At 51.3% G+C, this 24,627-nt stretch carries 24 protein-coding genes; 11 read left to right on the top strand and 13 right to left on the bottom strand.

Annotated features, from left to right (window positions below):
- Positions 1–50 precede the first annotated feature (50 nt).
- The gene (gene rfaE2 / locus JNJ77_13430; GenBank protein MBL8823585.1) at positions 51–1,592 is read right to left on the bottom strand and encodes a D-glycero-beta-D-manno-heptose 1-phosphate adenylyltransferase; all 1,542 of its coding nucleotides are present in this window, start codon (positions 1,590–1,592) and stop codon (positions 51–53) included.
- 261 nt (positions 1,593–1,853) lie between these two features.
- Between rfaE2 and JNJ77_13425 the strand changes: the two genes are divergently transcribed.
- Positions 1,854–2,396: a hypothetical protein gene (locus JNJ77_13425; GenBank protein MBL8823584.1), complete on the top strand. Its 543-nt coding sequence runs from the start codon at positions 1,854–1,856 to the stop codon at positions 2,394–2,396.
- A 67-nt stretch (positions 2,397–2,463) separates the two neighbouring features.
- Here the strand turns inward: JNJ77_13425 and JNJ77_13420 are convergent, their stop codons facing one another.
- The 4 genes from JNJ77_13420 to JNJ77_13405 form a co-directional block, all read right to left on the bottom strand.
- Positions 2,464–3,228, bottom strand: a complete 765-nt coding sequence (locus JNJ77_13420; protein MBL8823583.1) for a C1 family peptidase — start codon at positions 3,226–3,228, stop codon at positions 2,464–2,466.
- A 1,781-nt stretch (positions 3,229–5,009) separates the two neighbouring features.
- Positions 5,010–5,894 carry a hypothetical protein gene (locus tag JNJ77_13415; protein ID MBL8823582.1) on the bottom strand — a complete coding sequence of 295 codons (885 nt, stop codon included), beginning with the start codon at positions 5,892–5,894 and terminating at the stop codon, positions 5,010–5,012.
- A 32-nt stretch (positions 5,895–5,926) separates the two neighbouring features.
- Positions 5,927–6,316, bottom strand: coding sequence for a DUF4397 domain-containing protein (locus JNJ77_13410; GenBank protein MBL8823581.1), 390 nt, complete (start codon positions 6,314–6,316; stop codon positions 5,927–5,929).
- Between the two features lie 607 nt (positions 6,317–6,923).
- Positions 6,924–7,673: a hypothetical protein gene (locus JNJ77_13405; GenBank protein ID MBL8823580.1), complete on the bottom strand. Its 750-nt coding sequence runs from the start codon at positions 7,671–7,673 to the stop codon at positions 6,924–6,926.
- Between the two features lie 304 nt (positions 7,674–7,977).
- Here JNJ77_13405 and ruvX point away from each other — a divergent pair, with 304 nt between their 5' ends.
- Together ruvX and JNJ77_13395 are read left to right on the top strand one after the other, a co-directional pair.
- Entirely contained in the window at positions 7,978–8,472 is a 495-nt protein-coding gene (gene ruvX, locus JNJ77_13400; GenBank protein MBL8823579.1) for a Holliday junction resolvase RuvX, read from the top strand.
- A gap of 114 nt (positions 8,473–8,586) precedes the next feature.
- Positions 8,587–10,020, top strand: coding sequence for a magnesium chelatase (locus tag JNJ77_13395; protein MBL8823578.1), 1,434 nt, complete (start codon positions 8,587–8,589; stop codon positions 10,018–10,020).
- 3 nt (positions 10,021–10,023) lie between these two features.
- On the opposite strand, the gene JNJ77_13390 is transcribed toward JNJ77_13395, so the two are convergent.
- Positions 10,024–11,646, bottom strand: coding sequence for a Na+/H+ antiporter (locus tag JNJ77_13390; protein MBL8823577.1), 1,623 nt, complete (start codon positions 11,644–11,646; stop codon positions 10,024–10,026).
- Positions 11,647–11,788: 142 nt separating this feature from the next.
- Positions 11,789–12,076, bottom strand: coding sequence for a hypothetical protein (locus JNJ77_13385; GenBank protein MBL8823576.1), 288 nt, complete (start codon positions 12,074–12,076; stop codon positions 11,789–11,791).
- Between the two features lie 192 nt (positions 12,077–12,268).
- Here JNJ77_13385 and JNJ77_13380 point away from each other — a divergent pair, with 192 nt between their 5' ends.
- The 5 genes from JNJ77_13380 (at position 12,269) to JNJ77_13360 (ending at position 16,130) form a co-directional block, all read left to right on the top strand.
- Positions 12,269–13,972 carry a hypothetical protein gene (locus JNJ77_13380; protein MBL8823575.1) on the top strand — a complete coding sequence of 568 codons (1,704 nt, stop codon included), beginning with the start codon at positions 12,269–12,271 and terminating at the stop codon, positions 13,970–13,972.
- Positions 13,973–14,057: 85 nt separating this feature from the next.
- Positions 14,058–15,008 carry a hypothetical protein gene (locus tag JNJ77_13375; protein MBL8823574.1) on the top strand — a complete coding sequence of 317 codons (951 nt, stop codon included), beginning with the start codon at positions 14,058–14,060 and terminating at the stop codon, positions 15,006–15,008.
- 42 nt (positions 15,009–15,050) lie between these two features.
- The gene (locus JNJ77_13370) at positions 15,051–15,383 is read left to right on the top strand and encodes a hypothetical protein (GenBank protein MBL8823573.1); all 333 of its coding nucleotides are present in this window, start codon (positions 15,051–15,053) and stop codon (positions 15,381–15,383) included.
- A gap of 82 nt (positions 15,384–15,465) precedes the next feature.
- The gene (locus JNJ77_13365; GenBank protein MBL8823572.1) at positions 15,466–15,711 is read left to right on the top strand and encodes a hypothetical protein; all 246 of its coding nucleotides are present in this window, start codon (positions 15,466–15,468) and stop codon (positions 15,709–15,711) included.
- Positions 15,708–16,130, top strand: a complete 423-nt coding sequence (locus tag JNJ77_13360; protein ID MBL8823571.1) for a type II toxin-antitoxin system VapC family toxin — start codon at positions 15,708–15,710, stop codon at positions 16,128–16,130. The genes JNJ77_13365 and JNJ77_13360 overlap by 4 nt, the downstream gene beginning before the upstream one ends.
- A gap of 60 nt (positions 16,131–16,190) precedes the next feature.
- Here the strand turns inward: JNJ77_13360 and JNJ77_13355 are convergent, their stop codons facing one another.
- Positions 16,191–16,991, bottom strand: coding sequence for a PhzF family phenazine biosynthesis protein (locus tag JNJ77_13355; GenBank protein MBL8823570.1), 801 nt, complete (start codon positions 16,989–16,991; stop codon positions 16,191–16,193).
- Between the two features lie 132 nt (positions 16,992–17,123).
- On the opposite strand from JNJ77_13355, the gene JNJ77_13350 reads away from it, so the two are divergent.
- Together JNJ77_13350 and JNJ77_13345 are read left to right on the top strand one after the other, a co-directional pair.
- Complete coding sequence (locus JNJ77_13350) at positions 17,124–17,966, top strand: carbon-nitrogen hydrolase family protein (protein MBL8823569.1); 843 nt, start codon at positions 17,124–17,126, stop codon at positions 17,964–17,966.
- A 191-nt stretch (positions 17,967–18,157) separates the two neighbouring features.
- Positions 18,158–20,137 (top strand): redoxin domain-containing protein, encoded by a 1,980-nt coding sequence (locus tag JNJ77_13345; protein MBL8823568.1) that lies wholly within the window; start codon positions 18,158–18,160, stop codon positions 20,135–20,137.
- A gap of 79 nt (positions 20,138–20,216) precedes the next feature.
- Here JNJ77_13345 and JNJ77_13340 read toward each other — a convergent pair whose 3' ends face one another.
- Positions 20,217–20,522: an RNA-binding protein gene (locus JNJ77_13340; GenBank protein ID MBL8823567.1), complete on the bottom strand. Its 306-nt coding sequence runs from the start codon at positions 20,520–20,522 to the stop codon at positions 20,217–20,219.
- Between the two features lie 90 nt (positions 20,523–20,612).
- Positions 20,613–20,972, bottom strand: a complete 360-nt coding sequence (locus tag JNJ77_13335) for a hypothetical protein (protein ID MBL8823566.1) — start codon at positions 20,970–20,972, stop codon at positions 20,613–20,615.
- A gap of 361 nt (positions 20,973–21,333) precedes the next feature.
- On the opposite strand from JNJ77_13335, the gene JNJ77_13330 reads away from it, so the two are divergent.
- Complete coding sequence (locus tag JNJ77_13330; protein ID MBL8823565.1) at positions 21,334–21,675, top strand: 1-deoxy-D-xylulose-5-phosphate synthase; 342 nt, start codon at positions 21,334–21,336, stop codon at positions 21,673–21,675.
- A 74-nt stretch (positions 21,676–21,749) separates the two neighbouring features.
- Here JNJ77_13330 and JNJ77_13325 read toward each other — a convergent pair whose 3' ends face one another.
- From JNJ77_13325 to JNJ77_13315, 3 genes are all read right to left on the bottom strand, one after another.
- The gene (locus tag JNJ77_13325) at positions 21,750–22,910 is read right to left on the bottom strand and encodes a Gfo/Idh/MocA family oxidoreductase (GenBank protein MBL8823564.1); all 1,161 of its coding nucleotides are present in this window, start codon (positions 22,908–22,910) and stop codon (positions 21,750–21,752) included.
- A 300-nt stretch (positions 22,911–23,210) separates the two neighbouring features.
- Positions 23,211–23,534, bottom strand: coding sequence for a hypothetical protein (locus tag JNJ77_13320; GenBank protein ID MBL8823563.1), 324 nt, complete (start codon positions 23,532–23,534; stop codon positions 23,211–23,213).
- Positions 23,535–23,590: 56 nt separating this feature from the next.
- Entirely contained in the window at positions 23,591–24,616 is a 1,026-nt protein-coding gene (locus JNJ77_13315; protein MBL8823562.1) for a type II secretion system F family protein, read from the bottom strand.
- Between the last annotated feature and the right edge of the window lie 11 nt (positions 24,617–24,627).

Genomic DNA, 24,627 nt, shown 5'->3' with positions numbered 1-24,627 from the left:
TAAACTCCTTACTCCTGAGCTCACCCCTGTCCCCTGAACCCTCACCCCTTTTAAGCCACCTTCTTCAAATTCTCCTCTTCGCCGCCTTGCCCCACCATGCGAAGGATAGTGCCGGTAGTGCTGCAGCCAGGCCGCAGGCCGGCAAGATGTACCCTGCCACCCCACGATTCCACTTCGCGGGCGCCCACTACTTCTTCCTTGCGATAGTCGGAACCCTTCACCAGCACATCGGGCTTCACCAGTTCGATAAGCGACAGTGGCGTCTGATCATCAAACACGGTGACATAATCAACACTCGAAAGTGCTGCCAGCACCAGTGCCCGTTCCGATTGACAGTTGATCGGTCGCGTCGGGCCTTTCAGTTCCCGCACACTCTGATCGCTGTTCAGCCCCACAACGAGAATATCGCCCTGAGCCTTGGCTTCGCGCAGATACTGCACATGCCCGGCATGCAGAATATCAAAACACCCATTGGTAAAGACGATGCGATGACCGTCGGCTCGTTCCTGCACGAGTTCCTTCTGCAGCACATCGTGCGTGACAACCTTGTTCGACAGGTTGCCTGTCTGCTCCAGTCGCTGCACTTGCTGGATATCTTCAACCATTTCCTCGCGAGTGACCGGTGCCACACCAATCTTTTCCACTTCCAGCCCGCCAGCGATGTTCGCCAGGCGAATAGCGGTGGTGAAATCGGAGCCATGCGCGAGGGCCATGCCCAGCACGCTGAGCACCATGTCGCCTGCACCTGTGATGTCGTATACCTGTCTGGGCCGAGTTGGCAAAATAGCCTGCGTGCCATTAGCCATTACCAGGGCCATGCCATCTTTATCGAGCGTGATGATGCTGCCATCCATTTCATAACGATGCAACAACTGCTTGGCCGCCTGCAAAGCTTCTTCCGAGTTACGCACCGGCAGACCAGTCGCCAGGCTGGCTTCCAGACGGTTCGGCGTCATGGTCGTACAGCCCCGGTATTTGTCGTATGGATGAGGCGTTTCCGCGCCTTTGCAACGAATGGGATCGACCAGCACCGGCTTGTGTGCTGCTCGCGCCAGACGGATCACTGCCTGCGTCAGCTTGGCCGTGCATACACCCTTGTCATAATCGCTCACCAGCACCACATCGATGCTGCTCATCATGTCATCAAGGAGATGTTCCAGCTTCGATTCGAGTTCCGCCGTCAGTTCCTCGCGGCTTTCAAAATCAACGCGAAGCATCTGTTGCGGATGCTTGTGCTGTGCCCGCCCAATGTATCGCTCTTTCACTGTGGTAGGCCGGCTCTCATCGCAGAGCACCGCTGACTGATCAATATCAAGACCATCAATAATCTGCCTGACCCGCTCAGCATCACTGTCGTTGCCTACTACCCCGGCCAGCAACACTTCTGCACCGAGATGGGAAAGCATGGTTGCGACGCTGCTCGCACCGCCCAGCCGCTCTTCCCGCTTGTCAGCACGCAGCAAAATAACGGGCGCTTCCTGGCTGATACGCTCCGCATCACCCCAGACATAACGATCCAGCATTATGTCGCCGAGCACTAAAATCCTCGGCTTGCCCCACTCCTGGAGGCTTTGCAGCAAGTCGGCTGACATCCCTGTCTCCGCCTGATTTTTGTTACATCCCCCAAAAGGGAATCTTCCAGCATGGGAGATGTACCATGAGCCGCAAATTTAGCCAATGGCAATTTGTAGTCATCTCGCTCCGCCGAGATGATACGGCGATGAGCGTCCATGGCAACAGAGACAACCCCCTCCGCACCCCAAGCCACCGAATCTCAATTCACCAGTGGCACTCCCATCTTTCTCGTGATATGATCCTTGCCATCAGACGATCTTCCCAAGTAGCCGGTCTCCATGTCCACAGATCGCAATCTGCTGGTGGGTATCCTTGCTGTTCAGATGAATTTCATCCGAAACGATGAACTTATCCTGGCGATGAACCATTGGGTTCTCGAGAAGCATCTTTCGCTGAGTGCGATACTGACAAAACATCAGATTCTGTCAACAACCCGTGCTGCATTGCTCGGTGCCGTTGTCGATGAGCACCTCAAAGCGCATGGCGAAGATGCTCGCCAGTGCCTGCTCACGCTCTCCCACAACGGCTCACTGCCTGCCGCTCTCGAGCAGATCAAGGATGAAGAAGTCCAGCAATCCGTTCAGGATTTAAGCATTCCCACAAAGCATGAGACGGGTGCCGAGACCGTAGGTCTGGAAATCAGTCAGCCAACAGCATTGTCACCAAAGCCAACTGACACCGATCAGCGGTATCGCATACTGCGGCCACATGCCAAGGGTGGGTTGAGTGAGATATTTGTTGCAGAAGACAAGGAAGTTCACCAGGAGGTGGTACTCAAGGAATTTCAGAAGCAGTATGCTGCTTCGCTAACGTTCATCTAACGTCTGTCCAAAAATCGGCGACTTGAGCATCGTTCCGGTATACCGAAACGATGGCAGCTCCGAGACATCATTTGCCTGTCTTTTTTTCTTTCTGCTTAGTGGGGGCTTCAACCCAGATCACGTCGCCAACCTTCTCCTTCGCAAACTGGTAGGTTATCGTGTTATAAGCTGCAGCCCCAGAGTCTTTGATTAGAAAGACACCCCCTCCAGGTTGTCTCCCATCGTCCACATAACCCACGATGAGACGGCTGTGGCTCGAACCGGCCGCCACAGGATAGCCCTTTGCCAGCACGGTTTTGATCTTACGCAGATGTTCATCGGTCAGTCCTGGTTGAGGCTTCCATGGATTAATCCAGTGCACCTGCAACCCCAGCCCATGAATCTGCTTTGCCTTCTGTTGCGTTTTTTCGGATGGTTTGAGCTTGGGGTCATATTGCTTCTGATACGGCATATCCGCTTCCAGACAGATGCCATGCTGCTCAAACCCCTTCAACAGATCATGGAAGAACCCGCCATCTGTTGGATCGTGGATCGCATCATTGGAAGCCCAGTTCAAATATTCAACGCTCAGCAGCGTCCCACGTCCGAAGTGCTTGGAGACAGCAAATTCCATCGCACCTATGGTCGCGAAGACCGAGCAGGTGTTCCGAGGACCTTGGCCGCGGGGCACAAGTCCCAGGGAATTCAATCGAGGTCGCAGGTCCACCGATTTCGGTAATTTGACACTCTGTTTTGTATCTTGCTTACCAGTAGGTGGATTGTTCGCTTGCAAGACCGGATAAGCCAAAACTAGTATCAGCAAACTCCTCATGGTGGTTGAAATTTGTGCCATTCGTTTTCTCCGATATCACCGATCGCTCACGCAAAGCAGCCGCGACTCGTTTGCCGAGGCTGTCATGTTCAAACACCGCTAGCCACCATGATACCCCAACACGCAGCATAGCAGGCAATAACCGCAACCAGGCCCCACAGAGAGAGCCGCAAACCCATTCGGGCTTCTAGACTCGAGTATCTTCGCATTGCACTGACAGACACGATCATCCCGACCAGGCATATCAATCCGACAGGGATAGAAGCCACTGGAATTAAGAAGAGAAACATGAATGCGGCTTCCATGACATCGCCTGTATGGCCATCACGAATGGAGATAACCCAGACCGTTGTGGCCACAGTGGCGAGTATGATCAACCCACAAAGAATTGCGCTGAAGTAGCCCAGCGTTTGCGCCCAAAGGTCCAGTCTGCCACCATAACTAGGGGTACGGCGCGAAGTCGCAGGATTCTCTAGTGGAGACATTGTTGACTCCCCCTTGTTCCGTAGTTGGCGTGTATCCATGTTAAACATGCCTTCGGGATAGATGCGATTCTCTACCACACCACTTCAAATGTCAAACGTCACTTGGGAAAGTCTGTAGTCTTCCTTCACTGTCGTAATTATGCAGCAGTAAGCGTTCATTACAACAAAACAAAAACGCAGGAGGGTGCAGTAGCATAGGCAAACATGCGGTGTGTATTGACGCTATGTGTTATTGTCGTCGTTCAACTAGGCTTCAATCGCGGTCCATCGTTCTGGCAACATCGTGATTTGGGTCTGTCAGTGCACGATGCAGATGTCTATACACCCGTAGCCACTATGATACCCCAGCACGCAGCGTAGCAGATCACAACTGCAACCGGGCCCCCCAGTGATAACCACAAACCAGTTCGGGCTTCCGGGCTTGAGTTTCTAAAATTCGCTATAGCTGATACGACTGCTCCGTACTGACAAATTATACCAACAGGTATCGAAGACAGGGGAATCAAGATTAGAAACACGAACCCGGCTTCCATGCCGCTGCTTGGTCCGTGAGAGTTACATAGCAGGATGGTAGTGATCACCGTGGCCAGAATGACCAACCCACAAAGTACGCCGCAGAAGTATCCCAGCTTTTGCACCCGTAGTTCCTGTCTACCTGTATAAAGCGGTATGTCGCTCACAGGTACTTGATGCTTGCGCCGAGACATTGTTGACTCTACTCTATGACTTGGTTTGTTTGGACGCGCTGATTGTGTGCACGCAAACCATGCTTTCGACTTAGATGCGATTCTCTACCACGCCACATCGGTTGTCAAACATTTCGTCGTGAGTTTGACAACTCGCTGAGCGCAACAACCGTCCTGAAAGATTGTAGTATTCACTATTCCAGTAAAGAAGCGGAGCTAAGTATAACTTGCAGCGAAAAATAATTCATTTTAAGAGTCCAAACGCTTGAAATGATGCATATTGAGCGTCATGGCTTGTGGGTACTCACGCTGACCGTGCCAATTCACCGCATTATTATTTTTGCGAGTAACCGAAGTTCTCCCGACTATTGTTCAGTTCGGCGATGTCGTGCGATGTGCAGGCCCGTTGCTGCTGCAGTCAGGAAACCGATTCCTGCAGCAATAGCTGAAGCATAAACGCCCCACTTTGCAGGCCCGTGGTGATCCTGATTATCTAACACACCGCATAGCTTGTCAAAGGGTTTGCTATGCAAACATGCACAACGTCTGTGGAACCATTTCAACCCGTTCACAACTGAAAACCTCTCCCCCATTCGGAAGAGAGGGTCTTCAATCAATTGATTACCGTGCATCAGCGAATAATCTTATCCCGCCCGCCGCTGTTGATGACAACATCAGATCCTGAGACCAGGAAGATGATGTTCCTGCCAGTGCCACCATCGAAGGTGTTGATGCTGCCTCGAAGAGCGCGAAGGATATCGTTGTCGGCACCGCCCAGTAACTGGTTCACACCGCGGCCACCGTTGAGATAATCTCGCCCGTTGCCACCTTCGAGGATGTCATCGCCATCCTCACCGTAGAGTTTATCGTTGCCGTTGCCGCCGTTGAGCAGATCGTTGCCTCGGCCACCAAAGATCCTGTCGTTGCCATCATTGCCGAAGAGAAGGTCATCAGCGTTGCCACCCCAGATCTTATCATTGCCGCTTCCACCGTTGATGGTCAGGCTAATGGTATTGACCCGGCTGCCATCAATCTTGTCATTTCCACCAAGACCATTGATAGTGATCGATGGATTGGTCAATGCCAGGAACGTACTGGTGGTGCGGTTGACGGTTACGGTATAAACGCCGTTGCCTTCTTCGATTTTGATTTTGTCATTCTTGCTGGTACCGTTAACCACGTTTTCCAGAACAGGCAAAAGGGCGGTGGTACCGTCTGCGAAAACAGCCAGCAGACCGAAATCATTTCCGGTGGTGCCGGGGTTGACCAGGCCTGTCGCCATCACGACGGCAGCACCACCTGCCAGCCCAGTGAGGTCTGCCCCGAAGCTGCGAACCAGCGTGCGACCATTGGCCAGCGTGATGTCGAGAGAAAAGTTTCCAGGCGGCACGGTCAGGTAATCGCCACCATTGGCAAATTCACGGAAAGAGAAATTATTCACAAGCGTTCCCACGCCACGGGCAACCACATCCACCGTTGGTGCATCGGGCGTGCCATGCAGAATGAGCACATCCACGTCGCTGGCAGAACTGCCTGTCGTTCGCCCTTTTAGGTTACTGCTAAACCAAAGGCTGTTGCGGGGTCTGCCGAAAGCGGATCACCCAGTGCGACAGCTACGTAGTTTTTCCCATCTTCGAGGTTCACTGTCGTGCTGAAAACTGCATCAGCGGAAGAAGCGGAGTTGCCTGGTGCAATGGCTACATTCAGATCGACACCTGAGGGAACATTGAGAAAACCAGTTGCCTGCTGGTAGGCAACATTATCGAGCAGCAGGTCATCATTCACATAGATATCGACCTCTGCAGCTATTTCGTAAGGAGAGTTGTGGATGATTTGAAGCCCGGCAGCGGGTACATCGCGAGCTTCCAATACATCAAACATGGGACGGAATCGAGGAAAATGGAACAGGGAGCGAGACGAAGTCGCATAACGACGCATGATCAACTCCATAGAAAAAGAAGCATAGCCAGGTTGCATGAAGCATTACCGGCTAGAGATGAAGGCATATGCATGCGAAGAAATGATTCGTTTTGGCAATCTGGGTAGATTCACCAGGCTCAATTTTTTATTTCTGATCCACCATGTGCCAAATTAACGAAACTTAATCCATCAGTGGAACCACATTCTCCATTTTTGATATGGTCATTGTCAAGTAACTTTCGACTGTATTGGCAACCATGTCCACAGCTCGCAATCTGCTGGTGGACATCCTTGCTGTTCAAATGAATTTCATCCAGGGTGATGAACTCATCCAGGCAATGAACCATTGGGTTCTCGAGAAACATCTTTAGCTGAGTGCCATTCTGATCAAGCACCACATTCTCTCCACCACCCCCGCTGCATTACTCGATGCCGTGGTGGATGAGCACCTCAAAGCTTATGGCGAAGATGCCCGCCGGTGCCTGCTTACTCTGTCCTATAACGGCTCGCTGTCTGCATCTCTCCAGCAGATCAACGACGAGGAAGTCCAGCAATCTGTCCAGGGTTTAAGCAATGCCACGAAACAACAGACTGGTGATTTGGTTTTGGCACCCGGACTTCCTCACTACCACAAAATATATTCAATGCATCGCTTTGCTTGTTTTTTAACTTCGTCATCCGTGGCTTCCTTGATCAGTTTTTCAATCTTGGGGATATCAGCTTTCGTGCCAAACGAATTCAGACTACTGGCAACATATCGTTGTGTTTCCAGGTCAGCAGTTTTAAACTGACTGAACAGCAACTCATTCAATTCAGTCAGCGTTTTTTGTGGAGTGTGCGAATGGGAAAGGCCTCTCAGCATGGATCGGAACGCTTCGTTATGCTCCTGTTCTGACTGCAACTCTTTCTTGATGGTTTCCACGTAAGCAGGATCTTTGACATCCATGATTCTGCTTTTGTTGCTGGGACCTTTCGGCCTAACTATGGGCAAGTTGGGAAGCGGATATTCCTGCGCGACCTTGGATTGTGGCTTACCCATGAACGCAGGTAACGCCACTGTAATAGTACCAACCATCACAATTAGGGTCATCAGAATGAACAACAGAGGCTTGGCAAACTTGTCACCTAATAGTGTCTGCCAGTTTTTATAAACGGGTGTCTTCTCAATCCATGTCCACCCTTTGATCAATCCAAACAGAAACGTGCCACCTATACCCGCAAAGAAGGCGCCAAAAAACAGCAGGCCCCATTTGAATGCAACTCCTGTAATCAGGTGCAGGCTGATTCCAACCAGCACCAGGATTGTCATCACGATGCCCCACGGGATGACTGCTCGAAGAAAACCATGTAACGATGTTGATGCAGTATTGGACATGTTCCGAACCTTCGAAGACTGGCCGACATTCTGAACGAATCAGCTTCAATTGTCAAAATCTAAATGGATTATGCTCAGGTATGCATGAAGGTCGTCATGATCGATTGGCGATTTCCAGATTTGGTGACAAAGAAAAAGTAGTCCTGACGCTCGGGCGCCATGGTTTGCGTGTAAGCACGCTAACCGTGCCAATTCAGATGTCATACCAGTGTACAGTGTGGTAAATACCCGATGGGCAATAATATCTGCCAGTCGTTCGACTATGGAACTGAATGTTTGCCCACTGAAGAATACACTAATACACATGCATCACACTGGCAAACGACCCATCGGCCCACTTCTCGGCATCGACTTCGGCACGGTACGCGTCGGCTTGGCGATTTGTGATCGGGATCAGAAGATCGCGGTGCCGTTATTGATCTACGAACGGCAGAAGCGTGAGCAGGAGGCGGAGTATTATTTGCAGCTGGTGAAGAAAGAGCGGATCGTGGGGCTGGTGATGGGCTTACCGGTGCACATGAGTGGGGCGGAGAGCAAGAAGTCACTACAAGTGAGAGCCTATGGCGACTGGTTGAAACAGATTACCGGCTTGCCTGTGCTCTATTGTGATGAACGGTTCAGTTCAGCATTCGCTTGGGATGAATTGAAAGCAGGTGGACTCAAGGCCTCGCAGCGGAAGAAGCAACTCGACAAGGTGGCAGCCCAGATCATGCTGCAGGCATATCTGGACAGTCCGAAGGATAAGGTTCAGGAAGTGGATGTTGGACCGCTGGAAGTAATGCCAAGAACCGTTGAATAACCGCGAATGTTGTGAATCCAATTGAATTGAAGAACGAAGCGTATTTTTTACAAAAACTTTGGTCATGCTGCGTAGAATGGCGCATTGTCCCTTTCCTTGATACGAGACACCTCGATGAAGCATCCGGTAGAGAAGCCTGCTCCCAAGATTCATACTCTGGCCCAGCTTAAAGAAAGCGGCTGGAAATCCTGTACGGTGAAACACGAGATACGCCGCAACTTTCTTGCCAAGCTTGCCGCGGGCGATGAGTTGTTCCCAGGCGTGATCGGCTACGAATATACCGTGTTACCTGAGATCAACATTGCGCTGTTGGCTGGGCACGATCTGCTTTTCCTGGGAGAGAAGGGACAGGCCAAGAGCCGCATCATGCGGTCGCTGGTTCGCTTTCTGGATGAGTGGATTCCGTACCTGGATGATCCTGCAATTCCGTTCCATGATGATCCATTTGCACCGATCAGCAAGGCGGGGAAGAAACTGGTAGCGGAGAAGTCTGCTGAGCAGATTCCTGTTGCGTGGTGGAATCGCAGCCAGCGGTATGCCGAGCGACTGGCGCCGGGTACCAAATTTGCAGATTTGATCGGTGAAATCGACCCGGCCAAACTGGCTGGCGGCACCAGCATGGCGGATGAGGAAGCATTGCACTTTGGACTGATCCCACGTATGCACCGGGGCATCTTTGCCATGAACGAAGTGCCTGAGCTGGATGAACTGGTGCAAGTGGGCCTGTTCAACATTCTCGAAGAGCGCGATGTGCAAATCCGAGGCTACCCGGTCTCGTTTGATATTGATGTGCTCGTGTTGTTCTCAGCCAACCCAGCTACATACAACCGTTCGGGTAAAGTGATTCCACAGCTCAAGGATCGCATTGGAGCGATCATTCAGACGCACTATCCGCTGGAACGCTCCGTAGGTGTGGAAATCATGGAACAGGAAGCGAATGTTGAACTGGGTGGTGAGTTCCCGGTACTGGTGCCTCCGTTCATGAAGGCCATCTGCGAACAGATGTCGGTGGCGGCCCGCAAGAGCAAGTATGTCGATCATGCTTCTGGTGTGTCGGCTCGTTTCAGCATCGCCAACTACAAGACCATGATTGCATCGGCACGTCATCGAGGCATTCGCCTTGGCGAGAAACCTGCGGTGCCTCGCATCAGCGACCTGGCACACTGCATGTCGTCGTCCATGGGCAAGCTGGAACTCGACCTGATGGGCAGCAACCAGATGAGCGAAAAGCAGGTGATCGAAGCCATCCAGGCTGATGCAGTCCGCACGGTTTTTGAAGAGATTGTCGATCAGCATAATCTGAACGAAATTGTGGATGTCTTCGCAAAAGGCATTCGCATTGAAGTAGGGGATATGCTGCCATCGAAGGCCTATGCCGATCGGCTGAAGCGTGTGCCCAAGGCTTGGGAAAAAGCGTTTGAGGTCAATGCCAGCGAGAACGAAGCAGTGCGAGCCAGTTGCATGGAGTTCGTGTTGGCCGGGCTTTATGCAAGTGACCGGATCAGCCGGAGCACCAAGCACGGACGGATGGTGTATGAGGTGGAGTAGCCCCTACTTCTTCCGCAACTGCGAAGCGAAGACATGGCGGAAGCGGGATTCGTCCATATCGAGTGAATCGAGCAGGCGCTGATGGGCTTCGCCGTGAATTTCTCCTTCATCGTGCAGGTGTTTCAGTTTTTTCCGCTGGGCTCGGATAGCGCCCAGGAATAGTTCGAGGCTGGGGCGAGCGAAGGCGCGTGCATCTTCTGCAGAAAGACTCATCATCGTCAGTTGGCTTGCAGTGATCTCGCCTTGCCTTTCAAAATGCTCGCGTAGCTTCCTGATCAGGCTCTGATGATCGGGGTGCTCGCCTGCCTTCTGTTCCAGAAACGAAATTGCACTGGCAACCAGGTCGAGTTGTATCTGGATTTCGTGTTCATCTGAACTTGCCTTTGCATCATACAAGCCGAGAAGTCGGAGCAACGGAGCTAACGTCAAACCTTGAATGAAGAGCGTGCCTAAGACCACGCCAAAGGTTATGGCCAGCAACATGCCCCGATAGGGAAACCGTGTACCTTCATTGGTGATTTCAGGAATGGCCAGTGCTGCAGCAAGGGATACCACGCCACGCATACCGCACCAGCCGATGACCACGAGATATTTCACAGGTGGCATGGGATCACGCTTGCGAATCCACTTGAAAAGTGCTCGCGGAATCCAGGCGGAGGGGTAAATCCAGAGTAACCTGACCAGTACGACGGTCAGGTATACTGCCACTGTAGCAAACAGGGTGGTATAGAGTGCACTGTCGTTGGAGAGTTGTTTGAGTACTGCGGGTAACTGCAAACCGATCAGCACAAATGCCAGCCCGTTCAGAACAAAATCAATGGTGCTCCAGACGGCAGTAGCCTGCAATCGCATGCGGGGTGAAAAGTATTCATCCTGCTTGCGGCAAACCATGATGCCCACAGTAACCGTTGCCAACACGCCGGAAACATGGAGGTGTTCAGCCATCAGGTAAGCAGCATATGGTGTAATCAGCGTCAACACGGTTTCAATGGTTACATCGTTCAGCAGGCGATGAGCTTTGCCGACAACCCAGCCAAGCACCAGGCCCACTGCCACACCGCCCAGTGCAGCAATGAGAAACAATTGGACTGCATCTATCAGGACAAAGGTACCTGTCAGCATGGCAGCAATACCCAGCCTGAAAATGACCAGGCCGGTGGCATCGTTGACCAGGCTTTCCCCTTCGAGAATGGTCATGATCCTGCTTGGAACGCCCAGGCCACGAGTTACCGAAGTAGCAGCAATAGCATCAGGCGGTCCAAGAATACCGCCAAGAGCCAAGGCCAATGCCCAAGGCATCTCGGGCACTACCCATTGCATGACTGCCATCACACACAAGGCTGTTAACACTACCAGGCCGATGGCCAATTGCAGAATCGGCCGGATATTGCGTTTGAAACCATGCCAGGGAAGATGCCACGCTGCAGAGTAAAGGAGCGGCGGAAGAAACACCAGGAACACCAGGTTGGGCGGCAATACTACCTGAGGTAAACCGGGAATTAAGCTGATGCACAACCCCCCCAGCACCATGAGCGTAGGCACCGGCACGCGCAACCGGGGAGCCAGCAGTGAGAGCAACATCACTAGCGTCATCAGACCCAAAACAATGGGTACTTCTGTTTCCATGCAATTCAAACCTTCTACACAACGAGAACATGGCAACCGGTCGCAGTCTCCGGATTGCCATGCTGGAGAGACATCATAGTGTTGAGGGTGGTGATGAGGCTAGGCCAACCTGTGATCGGCATGTCGGTATTGAAATCGAAAGTCATTCGGAGCTTCCGCCAGCTTGGCGAATATCTTCAAAGCCAGCACGTATCCAGGGCACGACGAAGGCGGCCATCGCTGCAAGGAACCAGATGAATAACGGTGGCATGATCCCGAAGCTGGCAATGTAGAGCATGGTCCATTGTCCGGCAGTGAGTGGCTCCAACTTGGCTGGACGAGTTGCTTCTTCTTCCTGTAGCAAAGGCCACACACCAAAGAGTATGATGAGTGTGATAACAATCAGCCAGAGTAGCGTGAGAACTATCCCCAGACGTGTCCAACCACCCATGATACTGAATCCTTGAGAGGAATTACGCGTTCTTATCGTAGCCTCTTAGAATGGAGAATACCAATACAAAGGCGAGTACCCTTGATGATACACCAAAGGCGATTGATAGTAATTACGCTGAGCCGCTTGAGATAATCGTGGTTTCATGGAACAATATGGCTTTGCGTTTCACCACTTGTATTGACAGGCACCATGTCCAAACTCCCCCCCGGCGGCGTAATCCATACATACCAGAAGTATGATCCGGTACAGTTCCCAAGCCCGACTGCGGAGCCGCCTGACATGGCTTCCGCTGCGATGGAACACATGCTGAACTATGGCGACATGCGTGAGTTTACTGAAGAGGAACTGGCCAATGCCATAGAAATTGATCCGTCTCAGATTCACGGATTCATATTCGGCATCGATAACATCATGCAGCGTTTGCGGGAACGGAAAGCCAAGATTCTGGCGACGTATGAATCCGAACATGTGCAGAAGTTGGCCAGCCAACAGTTCAAGGACGAGGCCAAAAAAGGTAAACCACCTGCCAAGCTGAGCAAAGATTATCATCAAGCCATTGCTGAAGAACAACTGGCGGCACTGGAAGAACTTTACTTCCCGGCCAGCAAGCAGGACAAGGACTTCGCTCGCCATGTCGTCAAACTATCTGACATTCTCGGACAGAAGTACCTAGTGGAAGACCTGGCAAGTCGATACACATTCACTGGCGAAGAAAAACTGACGGTGCCGGCAGCCATCGAAGTGCGACAGGAATTGCTGGAGATTGACGAGTTGCTGAAGCAACTCGAAGAGGCCCGGAAGAATGCCCGGCTGGCGACCATCAATATGGAAGCACTCGAGCGCTATGCCGAGCAGGAAGATCTGGAACAACTTCGCAACATGACCCGTGCAGTCAATGAGTATCTCAATGACCTGGCGGAACAACAGGGGCTAGAACGGGACACCAACACCGGCGGGTTCAAGCTCACGCCCAAGGCGATCAAGCTTTTTCAGAACAAGGTGCTTACGACGATATTCAGCCAGTTGCAGGAAGGTCGCAGCGGTCGCCATCAGGGGCCAATCATTGGCGAAGGCGCGGTCGAACTGCAGGCGACCAAGCCTTACGAGTTTGGCGACAGTGTCGCGCAGATGGATATTCCGCAAACGCTTATCAACAGTATGCTGCGGCAAGGCAACGAACGCCCACTTCGGCTGCACACCGACGATATTGTGGTGCACAAGACCAAGAACAACCCCAAGGCTGCCACCTGCATGCTGCTTGATATGTCAGGCTCCATGCGTTACGGCGGGTTGTATGTCAGTGTGAAACGGATGGCGTTGGCGCTCGAAGGGTTGATCCGCAAGGAATTCCCCGGCGATTATCTCCAGTTCATCGAGATGTACACACTGGCCAAGCCCCGGCATCCTTCTGAGATTGCATCACTATTGCCCAAGCCAGTAACACTGTTTCAGCCAGTTGTAAGGCTGAAGGCTGATCTGAGTAAGCCGAATATCAGCGAACTCGATTTGCCTCCACACTTTACGAACATTCAGCATGCGTTGCAGCAAGCCCGAATGTTTCTTTCTGGGCGTGATACGCCTAATCGCCAGGTGGTGCTGATTACCGATGGTTTGCCTACAGCTCATATGGAAGGCAGCCAACTGTTCCTTCTCTATCCGCCTGATCGACGCACGGAAGAGGCGACACTGCGCGAAGCCAAGCTGTGCGAACGGGAAGGCATCACGATCAACATTTTTCTCTTGAGTAGTTGGAACCAGTCGGAAGAGGATGTACGGTTTGCGTATCGCTTGGCGGAAAGCACCAAAGGCCGAGTGTTCTTTGTCGCAGGCAAAGATCTGGATCGCTATGTAGTGTGGGATTATCTGCAGCGGAGACGGTCGATTGTGGCGTAAGCCAGAGCAATATCTTTGACTGAGTAATGTGCATCCATTATTGTTAAACATGCTGGTTGCAACGAAATCTCAGTTGGATTAACTCATGCTCAGATACTTCTGGACTTTCTCATGGTGTGTTTTCATTGCTTCTAATTGTTACGGGCAGACTGATGGTTTTGATAAGGAAATAGAACTGTTGCCGAAATGGAAAGTCGGAGACAAAGTCAGTTACGAATATGTAAAGAATGTCGTGGAAAAAAAACCTCCAAGAAATCCAACAAATGTCACGTTTCAATCACAAGTTAATCTTGAAGTATTGGAGAAATCCAAAGATGGTGGTTTTATCGTTCAATGGAAAATGGGAAATCTCTCCGTTGATAATGCTCAATTGGCGAACGATCAATACTTTCATAAGTTTATGAACATTACCAACAGCTTGCCGATCGAGCTCGAACTTGATTCTGATGGTGCGTACTCAGGAGTGAGAAATTGGAAAGATGTTCAGATCAAGTTGCATGAAACAGTTGACCTTACAATCGAAAGGCTTGCACGCACTGAAAAAGACAAGGTCAGACTGGCGTTTATCAAAAAGCAGAGTCTTGCAACGATGCGCACCAGGGAACAGGTTGAAATCCTTGCAACAAAGGAACCTCAAATGTTTTTTATGTTGATGGGTTTCCCACTTAGCCTTGGCGAATCAATTGAGTATTCTGATGTTTTGCCAAATCCCACTGGATCAGAGCCATTTCCATCCAAAGCAGTATTGACTTTGAAGTCTGTCGATAAAAAACAGCAATTGGGGACAGTCAGGTGGAAGCAGACAATTGATCCAGAGAAGGGCGCCAAAGCATTGAAGAAGACCTTGGAATCTCTTGCAGGCAAGACAGCTTCCAAGGATGACTTTCCGAAAAGTGTCTCAATCGAAGATGATGCAGATTTTGTTATTGATCTGAAAAACGGATGGCTTGAAAAGATGACACATACGCGAACCAGCACCATTGGGGAGAGCAGTCGACGAGAAACCATTCGTTTTATGAAAACAACTAGGAAGTAAATTGCACAGCTGGAGAGTACCTATCTGACTCGTTACATCATCATGGTGGTCATACTTGCCACGCTCCTTACGCCACTGGTGTACGCCATTTTTGGCGTACATCCACTGAGCACACTGACTTATTGCCTGTTTACAATAGTGGCTGTCTGCCTGACATGTGGGATTGACTGGATAATTGGCTTTATCTTTTACTACATACTCGTCATTCAGATAGCGTTATGTTTCATCCCGCTCAAGGGGCTGGAAGGTACAGAACGAATTGCAGCACCGGTCTTCATCTGTATTACAGCAGCAGTGGCCTATGTCCTTTGCTTCGGTGTGAGACGGGCATCACAGTTTCTGAGGCAATCAACATCGGCATCAGGAAAGAAATAGTTACCAACTGGCTGTCGAGGTTCAGATTGAGTTCCAAATTTGCCTGGATACATGGTATAATCCAACTTGAGAGGAATTCGTCATGAGTTATGTACTGACTTCAACAAGTGATGCTGAGGGCAAGCTGCACCTCGAAATACCAGTCAGCCAGCCTGATTTGGAATTTGAAGTGGAAGTGTCTGTGCGGCCCAAGCCAGCCGTGAACGGGGCAGTAACAAAACCCATAGATCCTTGGGCCAGAATCAATGCCTTTCGAGAGCGATTGGCAGCAACGGGAATCAAGTTCAGTGACAGTGTTGATCTCATCCGCGAGGATCGTGATCGATGAGTGTCTATGTCGTCGATTCCAGTGTAGCTATCAAGTGGTTCACACAAGAAATAAATACGGCTGAAGCAGTACGACTCCAGGGATGTGGTGTTCCGTTACATGCACCGGACTTCCTGGACGTTGAACTGGCGGCCATCGTCTGGAAGAAGATCCGTCGTGAAGGATTACCACGTGCCGATGGTGATTTCATCTTATCGCTGCTCTCAACCTTGAATATCACCCGTCATGTCACTTTGCCACTGGTGCCCACCGCATTTGATCTTGCTGATCGAAGTGGCAGGACAGTGTACGACTGCCTCTATCTCGCACTTGCTGTTCAACTTGGCGGCATCATGGTGACAGCCGACGATAGGCTCTTCAACGCACTGGCCGATACTTATTGGGCTGGCAGTATCGTCAGTCTCCAAAACGTGCCATGATACTGTGATGTTTAGATTGATGCCACTTCTTGCTTGTCATTCATTCTTCAACCACAACCTCTATTCTCCGCGTAACTCTCCCTTCAAGAATGTAACCGCATTGCCTCGCAGATTGACACGGTCGCTCAGTGTATCAACCTCGACGACACCGCCTCGGGGTGAGGCCTGGTAGCCTACCAGCGAAAGCTTATCCAACCTTTGCGACCAGAATGGCCCCAGGGCACAATGGGCTGAGCCGGTGACCGAATCTTCATTGATGCCACTGGCGGGGGCAAAGAAACGGGATATGAAATCGTATCCCGATGTGCTCGACCGGGCAGTGACAATTACTCCCCTGCACTTCACTTCTGCGAGTGCAGCGTAAATAGGCTGCATGCTCCGAACAGTCGCTTCGTCTTTCACTTCTACCAGGTAATCCATGCCATTGCTGAAGATGTTGGCTTCCAGCAACTGGAGCGCTGCCAGCAGTCCGTAAGGTTCCTTGCAGGGTGTGACTACTTTCGTCGGAAAGTTCATCTGGATTTTGTTTTCTACCCGCGTACAGGTCAGTTGCCCCGACAATGTGTTGAAAACAATCGGATCATCCTTGGCAACTTTGTGCAATCGCCAGAGGATATGGGCTGACGCAAGTGTCGCGTGGCCACACAGTTCCACTTCAACTGTGGGGGTAAACCAGCGAAGCCCGAACTCTTTATTATCTTGTGGAACGATAAAGGCGGTCTCGGCCTGGTTCATTTCGCTGGCAACTTGCTGCATCCAGATGGCATCGGCTTGCTCATCCAGCAGCACAACGCCTGCCGGGTTGCCTCGAAACGCTTCCGATGTAAATGCATCAATGAGGAAAATGGGTATGGTCTTCATACAGCTCTCCTGCTCCCATAATGCATCTTACGCAGTGATGTCGCATCTTCCCATGAATTCTCTGTAGCGAAGACAGTTGGAATGGTCTACTCTACAGCTTGCAAGTGTTCGTGATTGTGAAAGGAACCATCGATGGCTGCACCGTGGAAAGTCGCTGCGATTCAGATGGATTGCCAGATTGGTGATGTGGAAGACAATCTTCGCCGGGTGGAACTGCATATGGAACTGGCTGCGGAAGAAGGGGCCAGGCTGATCGTCTTTCCCGAATGCATCCTGACCGGCTACGGCTTCCAGAGCAAAGAACACGGTTTGCAGAACGCCATCACCCAAGACAGCCAGACCATTCAGTCGCTTATCAGGCATTGTGAAGAACTCGGTGTCTTCATCGTAGTGGGATACCTCGAGCGTGAAGGGGACAAGCTCTACAACAGCGCCATCTGCATCGGCCCGGAGGGAGTAGTAGGCAACTACCGTAAAACCCATCTGCCCTTTCTCGGCGTAGACCGGTTTGTCACGCCAGGCACCGAGCCTTACCAGGTGTACGACCTGGACGGGTTGAAGATCGGCATACTGATCTGCTTCGATGGCAGCTTTCCAGAGCCTTGCCGGATCCTCTCATTACTAGGCGCTGATCTGATCGTGCTGCCTACCAATTGGCCGGAAGGCGCCTGGGGTAGTTCGGCCCACGTCCCTGCCATGCGGGCACTGGAAAATCATGTTTACTTCCTCTCCTGCAATCGGGTAGGCATTGAAAATATGTTCCGGTTCATAGGCCAAAGCCGATTGATCGACTGGACAGGTGAAGACCTGGATTATCTGGATCATGATGAAGAGGGCATGTTGCTGGCGACTATCGATCCCACCCTGGCCCGCAACAAACAAACCGTGTTCATTCCTGGCGAATATGAAGTGAACCGCATAGCAGGGCGGCGACCAGACTTGTATGGCCCGCTGCTGGAAACGATTCGAATATGATTATTTTCACCAAATATTCATCAGCGTAAGTGAATAGGTTATAAGTCACGAGCGAAACTAATCTTGTCGGAGATGGTTGCATAAGTGAAACCATCATCCACAATGAAAAGTATAGATGACAAATGAGAAACCCTACCCGGCCTTCCCTTGTTTAAGGGAGGAGTGTTTGAATTGTCCTGAAGGACTAACTCATGAAACGCCTGCTTTTTACGTCACTGATACTTTATACCTTCATCACTGCTGCTTCATCGCAGGATGATCTGCTGACGCAACGCTTCAAACTGCTGGACACCAATGGCGACGGGAAGCTGTCGCAGGAAGAATTGAAGGCACAGCCTATTGTTTACTCACGCCTCAAAGGTGCTGATGCCAACAAGGATGGCTTCCTGACACTGGAAGAAGTCCGAAACTTCATGCAACCGATGAAGGCGGGCAACGCAGATGTTTCCAAACCTGCCCCGGTGCGTGAAGGGCCTCGCGTTATTTCCGCATCCAATGCTGGCATCGGACTCCGCGTACCCGACATGGAACTGAAGACTTTCGAAGGCAAATCAATATGCTTGAAAAATTTGATTGGTAAAAATGGCCTGTTGATTGCCTTTACCAATACTACCTGTCCGATCTGCAAGAAATATGCACCCACGCTCGTGCAACTGGAAGCCAAACTCGCGAAGCAAGGCGTGAACATGCTGCTGGTGAATCCGACTTCCAACGAAACGAATGCGACCATCAGCAAGCAGATCAGCCAGCATGGGTTAAAAAGCCCCTATGTTCACGATGCCGATAGTTCCATCAGCAAGATGCTAAATGCAAACAGCACTGCCGAAGTATTCCTGCTCGATGCCCGGCAAACGCTGGTCTACCGTGGTGCCATTGATGACCAGTACGGCCTGGGCTATTCCCACAACGAACCGAGGGAGACCTACCTGGCTGATGCAGTTGCAGCCTTGTTATCGAATCAGCCTGTTGAGCCGCAGGCAACCAGCGCTCCGGGTTGCGAACTTGATCTCAGTCACGCCAAGTCCGTGGCAATGCCTGCGGTGACCTATCACAATCGCGTTTCCCGCATCATGCAGACCAACTGTGTGGAATGCCACCGTGAAGGTGGCGTTGCACCATTCAGCCTGGAGAAAATGGAAGATGTGATTGCCAACGCAGGGATGATTCGCAAGGTGGTTGAAAAAGGGACGATGCCTCCCTGGTTTGCAGTTTCCACTACGGAGAAACACATACCCTGGGCCAATGATCGCTCGCTGAACGCTGTTGACAAAGCTGATCTGCTCGGTTGGCTGAGCAGCCAACGGCCTGCAGGCAACCCCAGCGATGCACCCCTGCCCCGTGCATCAGAGAAAGACTGGCAGATTGGCAAGCCTGATGCCGTGTTCAAATTCCCACGAGCGGTTCCAGTGAAAGCAACCGGCGTGATGCCCTACATCCACATCGATGTGGATACCAAGCTGACTGAAGACAAATGGGTGAAGGCTCTTGAAGTGAAACCCTCAGCCCGCGAAGTGGTTCACCATGTACTCGTGTTCGCTCTTCCTCCCGGCACCGAAGACATTCAGGGTATGGACGAAACGACGACTTTCTTTGCCATTTATGTACCTGGGCAAAGCGTGCTGAGTTATCCCGATGGTTTTGCGAAGTTCCTACCCAAGGGTTCGAAGCTCCGTTTCCAGATGCACTATACGCCCAATGGACAGTCAACAACCGATCAGACCAGCATCGGCATGGTCTTTGCGGACAAGCCACCGCAGAATGAAGTGAAGGTAGCGGGAATCGTCAATACTCGGTTCAGAATTCCACCTGAAGCGGATAATTATCCAGTGAATGCACAACTGAAAGTGCCATTCCATGCGACCATTCTAGGGTTTCTGCCCCACATGCACTTGAGAGGCAAGGCTTTCCTGTACGAAATTGAACAACCTGGAAAATCATCTTACAAGGTACTCGATATTCCCCGCTATGATTTCAACTGGCAGCTATACTACCGGCTGGCTGAACCTATTGCAGTGGTTCCTGGCACGCAGATCAAAGGCACCGGCTGGTTTGACAACAGCAAAGGCAACCCCGCCAACCCTGATTCCACGAAGGAAGTGCGCTGGGGGCCACAAACGTATGATGAAATGATGCTGGGATATGTGGAGTATTATGTGCCGGTGAAGAAATAGATGATCATGAAGGGCTTCGCAATAAGTGAAACCCCTCATGCCGGCCCCTCTCCCCCGTGGGGAGAGGAGAGAAGTTTGCCTAGTAACGGCGATCTCTTCCATATCCGCCGCGACCACCGCCGCCACCACCACCGGGCGCCTTGGGACGAGCTTCATTAACAGTCAATGGCCTGCCATTGCTGGATTGGCCATTCAGAGCTGCAATAGCAGTCTGAGCTTCCTGATCCGTGCCCATTTCCACGAAGCCAAAGCCTTTGGAACGGCCGGTATCGCGATCCATGATGATCTGGGCCGATGCTACACTGCCATGCTGTTCAAAAAGCTGGCGCAGATCAGCTTCGGCAAAATCAAACGATAGATTGCCGACATACAATTTCTTACCCATCATCGCACTCCACGAGGTGAGCAGGCGCCCTATTCCACGGAGAATCAGACCTGTTCACCAAAAACTCCTGCGAAAGGTATCGCAGGTAGATCAAGTAGCAGCCTGTTCGGTTTCCGTCACTGGAAACAGTTCTTTCACGAGCTGCATGAAATAGCCTGGTTTTTTTTCCAGATATTCAGCCAGGCGGGCTTTGGCCGCGGCATGCTGGTTATAGTCGAACATTGCCATTGGCTTCATGCCACCATCATAGATGCACCAGCGAACACGCATGCGAGGCGGCAGTTTCACTTTTTTGGCACGCACTTTCTTGACTTTGGGAAGCACAGCAGCCTTGGGATCGACTTCTTTGGTTTTGCGTGTCTTTTTAACCTTGACGTCCTTGGCTTTTGCGGTCGCAACGGCATCAGCCTCGGTGCGCAATTTCTTTCGATCAAGTACTCTGCGTGCCATATTTAGCCTTTCAAACAGTGCGGGCGTGTATTCACGCGATGCTGTTTTTCCAACCAGAGTAAGTGGTTGAGACTGGGAACTATGTGTTGAAAGGTTTAGGGCAATACAACACGATCTAAGTTAATTCAGCGATCGTCACAGTAACAGGCAAGTCAATTGCGTGTAGTAGATGTGCCAAAAGCTTTCTTTTATAAATTTTATGGGAAATTGATGTTTTTTCATCCCTGCGCTACATTCTGTGTCCGTGGTCACGATGGCGACCATTCTGCCAACAAGGCGTACCGCTTTCCATAGGTTGAATGAGCAGGGATTTACAGGCAGCAAGAATACCTTGCTATGTAACATCCCCCAAGGAGGCAGGATGAAAAGCAAGATCATGTATATGGAACCTAAAGGCAACGTAGCCGGTGTCGAAGCTCGTATCGCTCGCATTACGGTGGATTCTTATTCGCAGGTCATCACCTATCGAGGCAAATTATATCAGCCACATAAGGATCGTGATGCCCATGCCAACTACTACGAAGTTGGTAATGGCACCTGGTATTGGATCAGTCATTGCCAGAAGGACGGTATGGATTCTCTTGAACCCCGCCATGTCATCATCGATGATGATGTCCAACAAGAGTATTGGGAAAAAATCAGACGCAGTCCTGAATCGATAGGCACTACTCGTTACCAGTCGCCTGGCAAAGTTCGCCATTAAGAATCTGGATGGTAGGACCGCATGAAGAATCCTCTCTACCTCCCCCATGACAAGGGGGGAGAATCAGAGTGAACTTACTTCCTGCATGCCGGATGTTTGAGACTTTTCCACGCACCACCTTCTTTGGAACTGGCCACGCACTTTTCGATGAAGTTCATTCCATCGACACCATCGCAGACATTGGGGTAGATCGTATTTTGATGTTCCACTTTGCCGCTATTGATGCGTTCGATGATGGCATCGAAGGCAGCAGTATAGATGTTGGCGAACGCTTCTAAATAACCTTCCGGATGTCCGCTGGGCGTGCGACATGCACCCTTGTGCCCTGCAGTGGCAAACGGTGCATTAGGATCGCGGTAATAAATCTTATGTGGCTCGCCATTTTTCCGCACATAGAGTTTGTTCGGATCTTCCTGATGCCATTCGAGAGATGCTTTGGTTCCATCGACCTCAATCCATATGTCGTTTTCTCGGCCATGCGTGATTTGCGATGCTGTCACTGTGCCTAGCCCGCCATTCTGGTAGGTGATCATCGCGGTACCGTAGTCGTCGAGTTCCCTGCCTGATTCAAAAGTTTTCAGTCGGCAGGAAACCTGATCGGGAAGCAAACCGGTGATGTAGCGGCCCAGGTTATAAGCGTGGCTGGCAATGTCGCCAAAGCAACCAGCAGCTCCAGACTTTTTGGGATCGGTCCGCCAGGCAGCCTGTTTCTGATCGCTCAGTTCCAGCCTGGTTCGCAGCCAGCCCTGGATATAGCAAGCTCGAACTGCATTGATCTCGCCCAGATCACCCGCTGCAATCATCTCGCGAGCCTGGCGAACGAGCGGATGCCCGGTGTAATTATGGGTAAGTGCAAAGACACAGCCTGACTTCCTCACAATTTCAAGCAGCGATTCTGACTCCGCCAGCGTGAGTGTCATGGGCTTGTCACAAATAACATTGAACCCTGCTTCGAGCGCCGCTTTGGCTACCGGGAAGTGAACATGGTTGGGTGTGGTGATGCTGATAAAATCAATCCGCTGATCGGCTGGCAGTGCTTTTTCTTTCTGAAGCAATTCATCAAAGGAGCCGTAAGCCCGTTCGGGTTTGATATCGTAATCAGGCGCGCTGGCTTTGGCTTTTGCAGGGTCGGTAGAGAGTGCCCCTGCCACCAGTTCACAGCGATTATCAAGCACAGCGGCGGTAGCATGCACACGGCCGATGAAAGAGCCTTGCCCGCCACCGACGAGGCCCATGCGTAATTTACGGTTCAGTTTTCCATTGGTTGGCATCGTGTTGCTCTCACAAAGAGGTACCTGCAAAAGTTTTATCAGGCAGGAGAAAGGGTTGCCAGCGGAAAATGGGGAGTTAGTATTCTGCCTGTAATTTAACCTGGGAGTTACAGGCTTCGTATTTGAAGTCCCTGCTAAGTTACACGAAAGTGCTTCTTCATGAGTTCGAACTGTTGCTTCAGTAGTTCTTCAAGATAATTAACGCTACACGCTATATTGAACAACTTCACTACTTCTAAGCAGCCATGCAGTGGTATCATTATTTCACTTTTCACCCACTGAGTATTCTTCTCGCATAGTTTCATAAACCAGAATCGGTATGCCTTCCGGTCCTTCCAGTACACAGCGTCGATAGCCTTCTTCACTCTCCTTGATCGGCTTCAGTACACGGCATCCTTTATCTGTCACTTCTGTCTGGAATGCATCCAGGTTTTCCACCTGCCACTGCAATAACACGCCGTGTGGCAACGGTGCGTCGGCACTACCTTTGATGGCAAGATGAATGCTACCTGCATCCAGCAGAACATAACCGTTTGAAGCATCGAGATGGATGACCTGTAACGAAAAGTATTGCTGAAACCACGACATGGCAGCTTGCCAGTCACGAACTGTCAATTCAACGATTGTGAGCCTTGGCGTGATCATCACTCACGTGCTGCCACGGTATTGGATGGAGCATTTCCAGGCGAAGCCGGCATGGTGGCCGGTGACTGGTTAACTTGCCGAACTTTCTGTCGTGATTCTTTCCATTCCTGGAAGATGGTTTGCCGCTGCGTTCGGAATTCCAGGATCGCTGGACCAACCAGAAGAATAGCTGCAGGAATCCAAAGACACAAGATCGTAGGAAACAACATCCAGAACATGGCCTGATTTGCCTTGCTGTCTGCTCTCTGTTTCAAAGTAGTTCGCAGGTGGTTGGCAAATTCGAGCAGCGCCTGGCTCGTTTCACTTCCCAGCTTTTCCGCCTGGGCCAGGATCAATGCCAGATGCCGTACTTCCCCCACGGGTACACGCTCAGCCAGTTGCTTCAGTGCATGTGGCAAACTACTCAGCTCCGCATGTTGCCGGGTAATGGAGAGTTCAGCAGCCATCAGGGGATGGGCCGGTGCCACCTCACGGGAAACACGATCCAGAGATGCCTGCAACGTCTGTCCGCCCGTCATGCAAAGCGTGAGCATATCGACCGTGACAGGCAAGGCATTTTCCAGCTTTCGAATGCGTTCCTTGCCCTTCCAGTGCAGATACAACCGAGGCAAGCTGTACCCCAGCATGGCAGCAATCAATCCGCCAATCAGCACCCTGTTCATCTGGCTGTTCTCTACCATCAATGCCAGAAGGCCAGTCGCAACGAGTGGTATGATCACCAGCACCGCGCGTACTGCTGCATATTCCAGGATAGCTGTCGGACCATATAAACCTGCTGTGCGTAGTTCCTTGTTCACTTCCGGGCGATCAGTGGTGGTCACCGGAATCTGTGCAGCCAGGGCTGGCGTCAGATCGCCCAGCAGCCAGTCACGAGCACGTTCATCAGAATGCAGCAGCAACTCTTCGCCAGGCTGCAGTGCCTTCGGTCTGCTTTCCAGTTGCCGGGCGATCAGCGAATAAAAGCCGGACGCCACGGTGACGAAGATCAAAGCTGGAATGCCCCATTCGAGCAGTTCGGTATACATGCGGTACCTCG

The organism is Planctomycetia bacterium, assembly GCA_016795155.1.
Classification (GTDB): domain Bacteria; phylum Planctomycetota; class Planctomycetia; order Gemmatales; family HRBIN36; genus JAEUIE01.
Note: the sequence above shows the minus strand (reverse complement) of the source record. Positions and strands in the feature narration are given on the sequence as shown.

What these genes read in the sequence shown, in the direction of transcription:
- JNJ77_13385 (MBL8823576.1), bottom strand. Translation starts at nt 12,076, where the DNA reads ATGGGTGGTTGGACACGTCTGGGGATAGTTCTCACGCTACTCTGGCTG.
- JNJ77_13420 (MBL8823583.1), bottom strand. Translation starts at nt 3,228, where the DNA reads ATGGCACAAATTTCAACCACCATGAGGAGTTTGCTGATACTAGTTTTG.
- JNJ77_13335 (MBL8823566.1), bottom strand. Translation starts at nt 20,972, where the DNA reads ATGGCACGCAGAGTACTTGATCGAAAGAAATTGCGCACCGAGGCTGAT.
- JNJ77_13425 (MBL8823584.1), top strand. Translation starts at nt 1,854, where the DNA reads ATGTCCACAGATCGCAATCTGCTGGTGGGTATCCTTGCTGTTCAGATG.
- JNJ77_13325 (MBL8823564.1), bottom strand. Translation starts at nt 22,910, where the DNA reads ATGGGCCTCGTCGGTGGCGGGCAAGGCTCTTTCATCGGCCGTGTGCAT.
- JNJ77_13350 (MBL8823569.1), top strand. Translation starts at nt 17,124, where the DNA reads ATGGCTGCACCGTGGAAAGTCGCTGCGATTCAGATGGATTGCCAGATT.
- JNJ77_13370 (MBL8823573.1), top strand. Translation starts at nt 15,051, where the DNA reads ATGGTGGTCATACTTGCCACGCTCCTTACGCCACTGGTGTACGCCATT.
- JNJ77_13380 (MBL8823575.1), top strand. Translation starts at nt 12,269, where the DNA reads ATGTCCAAACTCCCCCCCGGCGGCGTAATCCATACATACCAGAAGTAT.
- JNJ77_13395 (MBL8823578.1), top strand. Translation starts at nt 8,587, where the DNA reads ATGAAGCATCCGGTAGAGAAGCCTGCTCCCAAGATTCATACTCTGGCC.
- JNJ77_13355 (MBL8823570.1), bottom strand. Translation starts at nt 16,991, where the DNA reads ATGAAGACCATACCCATTTTCCTCATTGATGCATTTACATCGGAAGCG.
- JNJ77_13315 (MBL8823562.1), bottom strand. Translation starts at nt 24,616, where the DNA reads ATGTATACCGAACTGCTCGAATGGGGCATTCCAGCTTTGATCTTCGTC.
- JNJ77_13330 (MBL8823565.1), top strand. Translation starts at nt 21,334, where the DNA reads ATGAAAAGCAAGATCATGTATATGGAACCTAAAGGCAACGTAGCCGGT.
- JNJ77_13360 (MBL8823571.1), top strand. Translation starts at nt 15,708, where the DNA reads ATGAGTGTCTATGTCGTCGATTCCAGTGTAGCTATCAAGTGGTTCACA.
- rfaE2 (MBL8823585.1), bottom strand. Translation starts at nt 1,592, where the DNA reads ATGTCAGCCGACTTGCTGCAAAGCCTCCAGGAGTGGGGCAAGCCGAGG.
- JNJ77_13365 (MBL8823572.1), top strand. Translation starts at nt 15,466, where the DNA reads ATGAGTTATGTACTGACTTCAACAAGTGATGCTGAGGGCAAGCTGCAC.
- JNJ77_13320 (MBL8823563.1), bottom strand. Translation starts at nt 23,534, where the DNA reads ATGTCGTGGTTTCAGCAATACTTTTCGTTACAGGTCATCCATCTCGAT.
- JNJ77_13345 (MBL8823568.1), top strand. Translation starts at nt 18,158, where the DNA reads ATGAAACGCCTGCTTTTTACGTCACTGATACTTTATACCTTCATCACT.
- ruvX (MBL8823579.1), top strand. Translation starts at nt 7,978, where the DNA reads ATGCATCACACTGGCAAACGACCCATCGGCCCACTTCTCGGCATCGAC.
- JNJ77_13410 (MBL8823581.1), bottom strand. Translation starts at nt 6,316, where the DNA reads ATGCGTCGTTATGCGACTTCGTCTCGCTCCCTGTTCCATTTTCCTCGA.
- JNJ77_13405 (MBL8823580.1), bottom strand. Translation starts at nt 7,673, where the DNA reads ATGTCCAATACTGCATCAACATCGTTACATGGTTTTCTTCGAGCAGTC.
- JNJ77_13375 (MBL8823574.1), top strand. Translation starts at nt 14,058, where the DNA reads ATGCTCAGATACTTCTGGACTTTCTCATGGTGTGTTTTCATTGCTTCT.
- JNJ77_13390 (MBL8823577.1), bottom strand. Translation starts at nt 11,646, where the DNA reads ATGGAAACAGAAGTACCCATTGTTTTGGGTCTGATGACGCTAGTGATG.
- JNJ77_13340 (MBL8823567.1), bottom strand. Translation starts at nt 20,522, where the DNA reads ATGGGTAAGAAATTGTATGTCGGCAATCTATCGTTTGATTTTGCCGAA.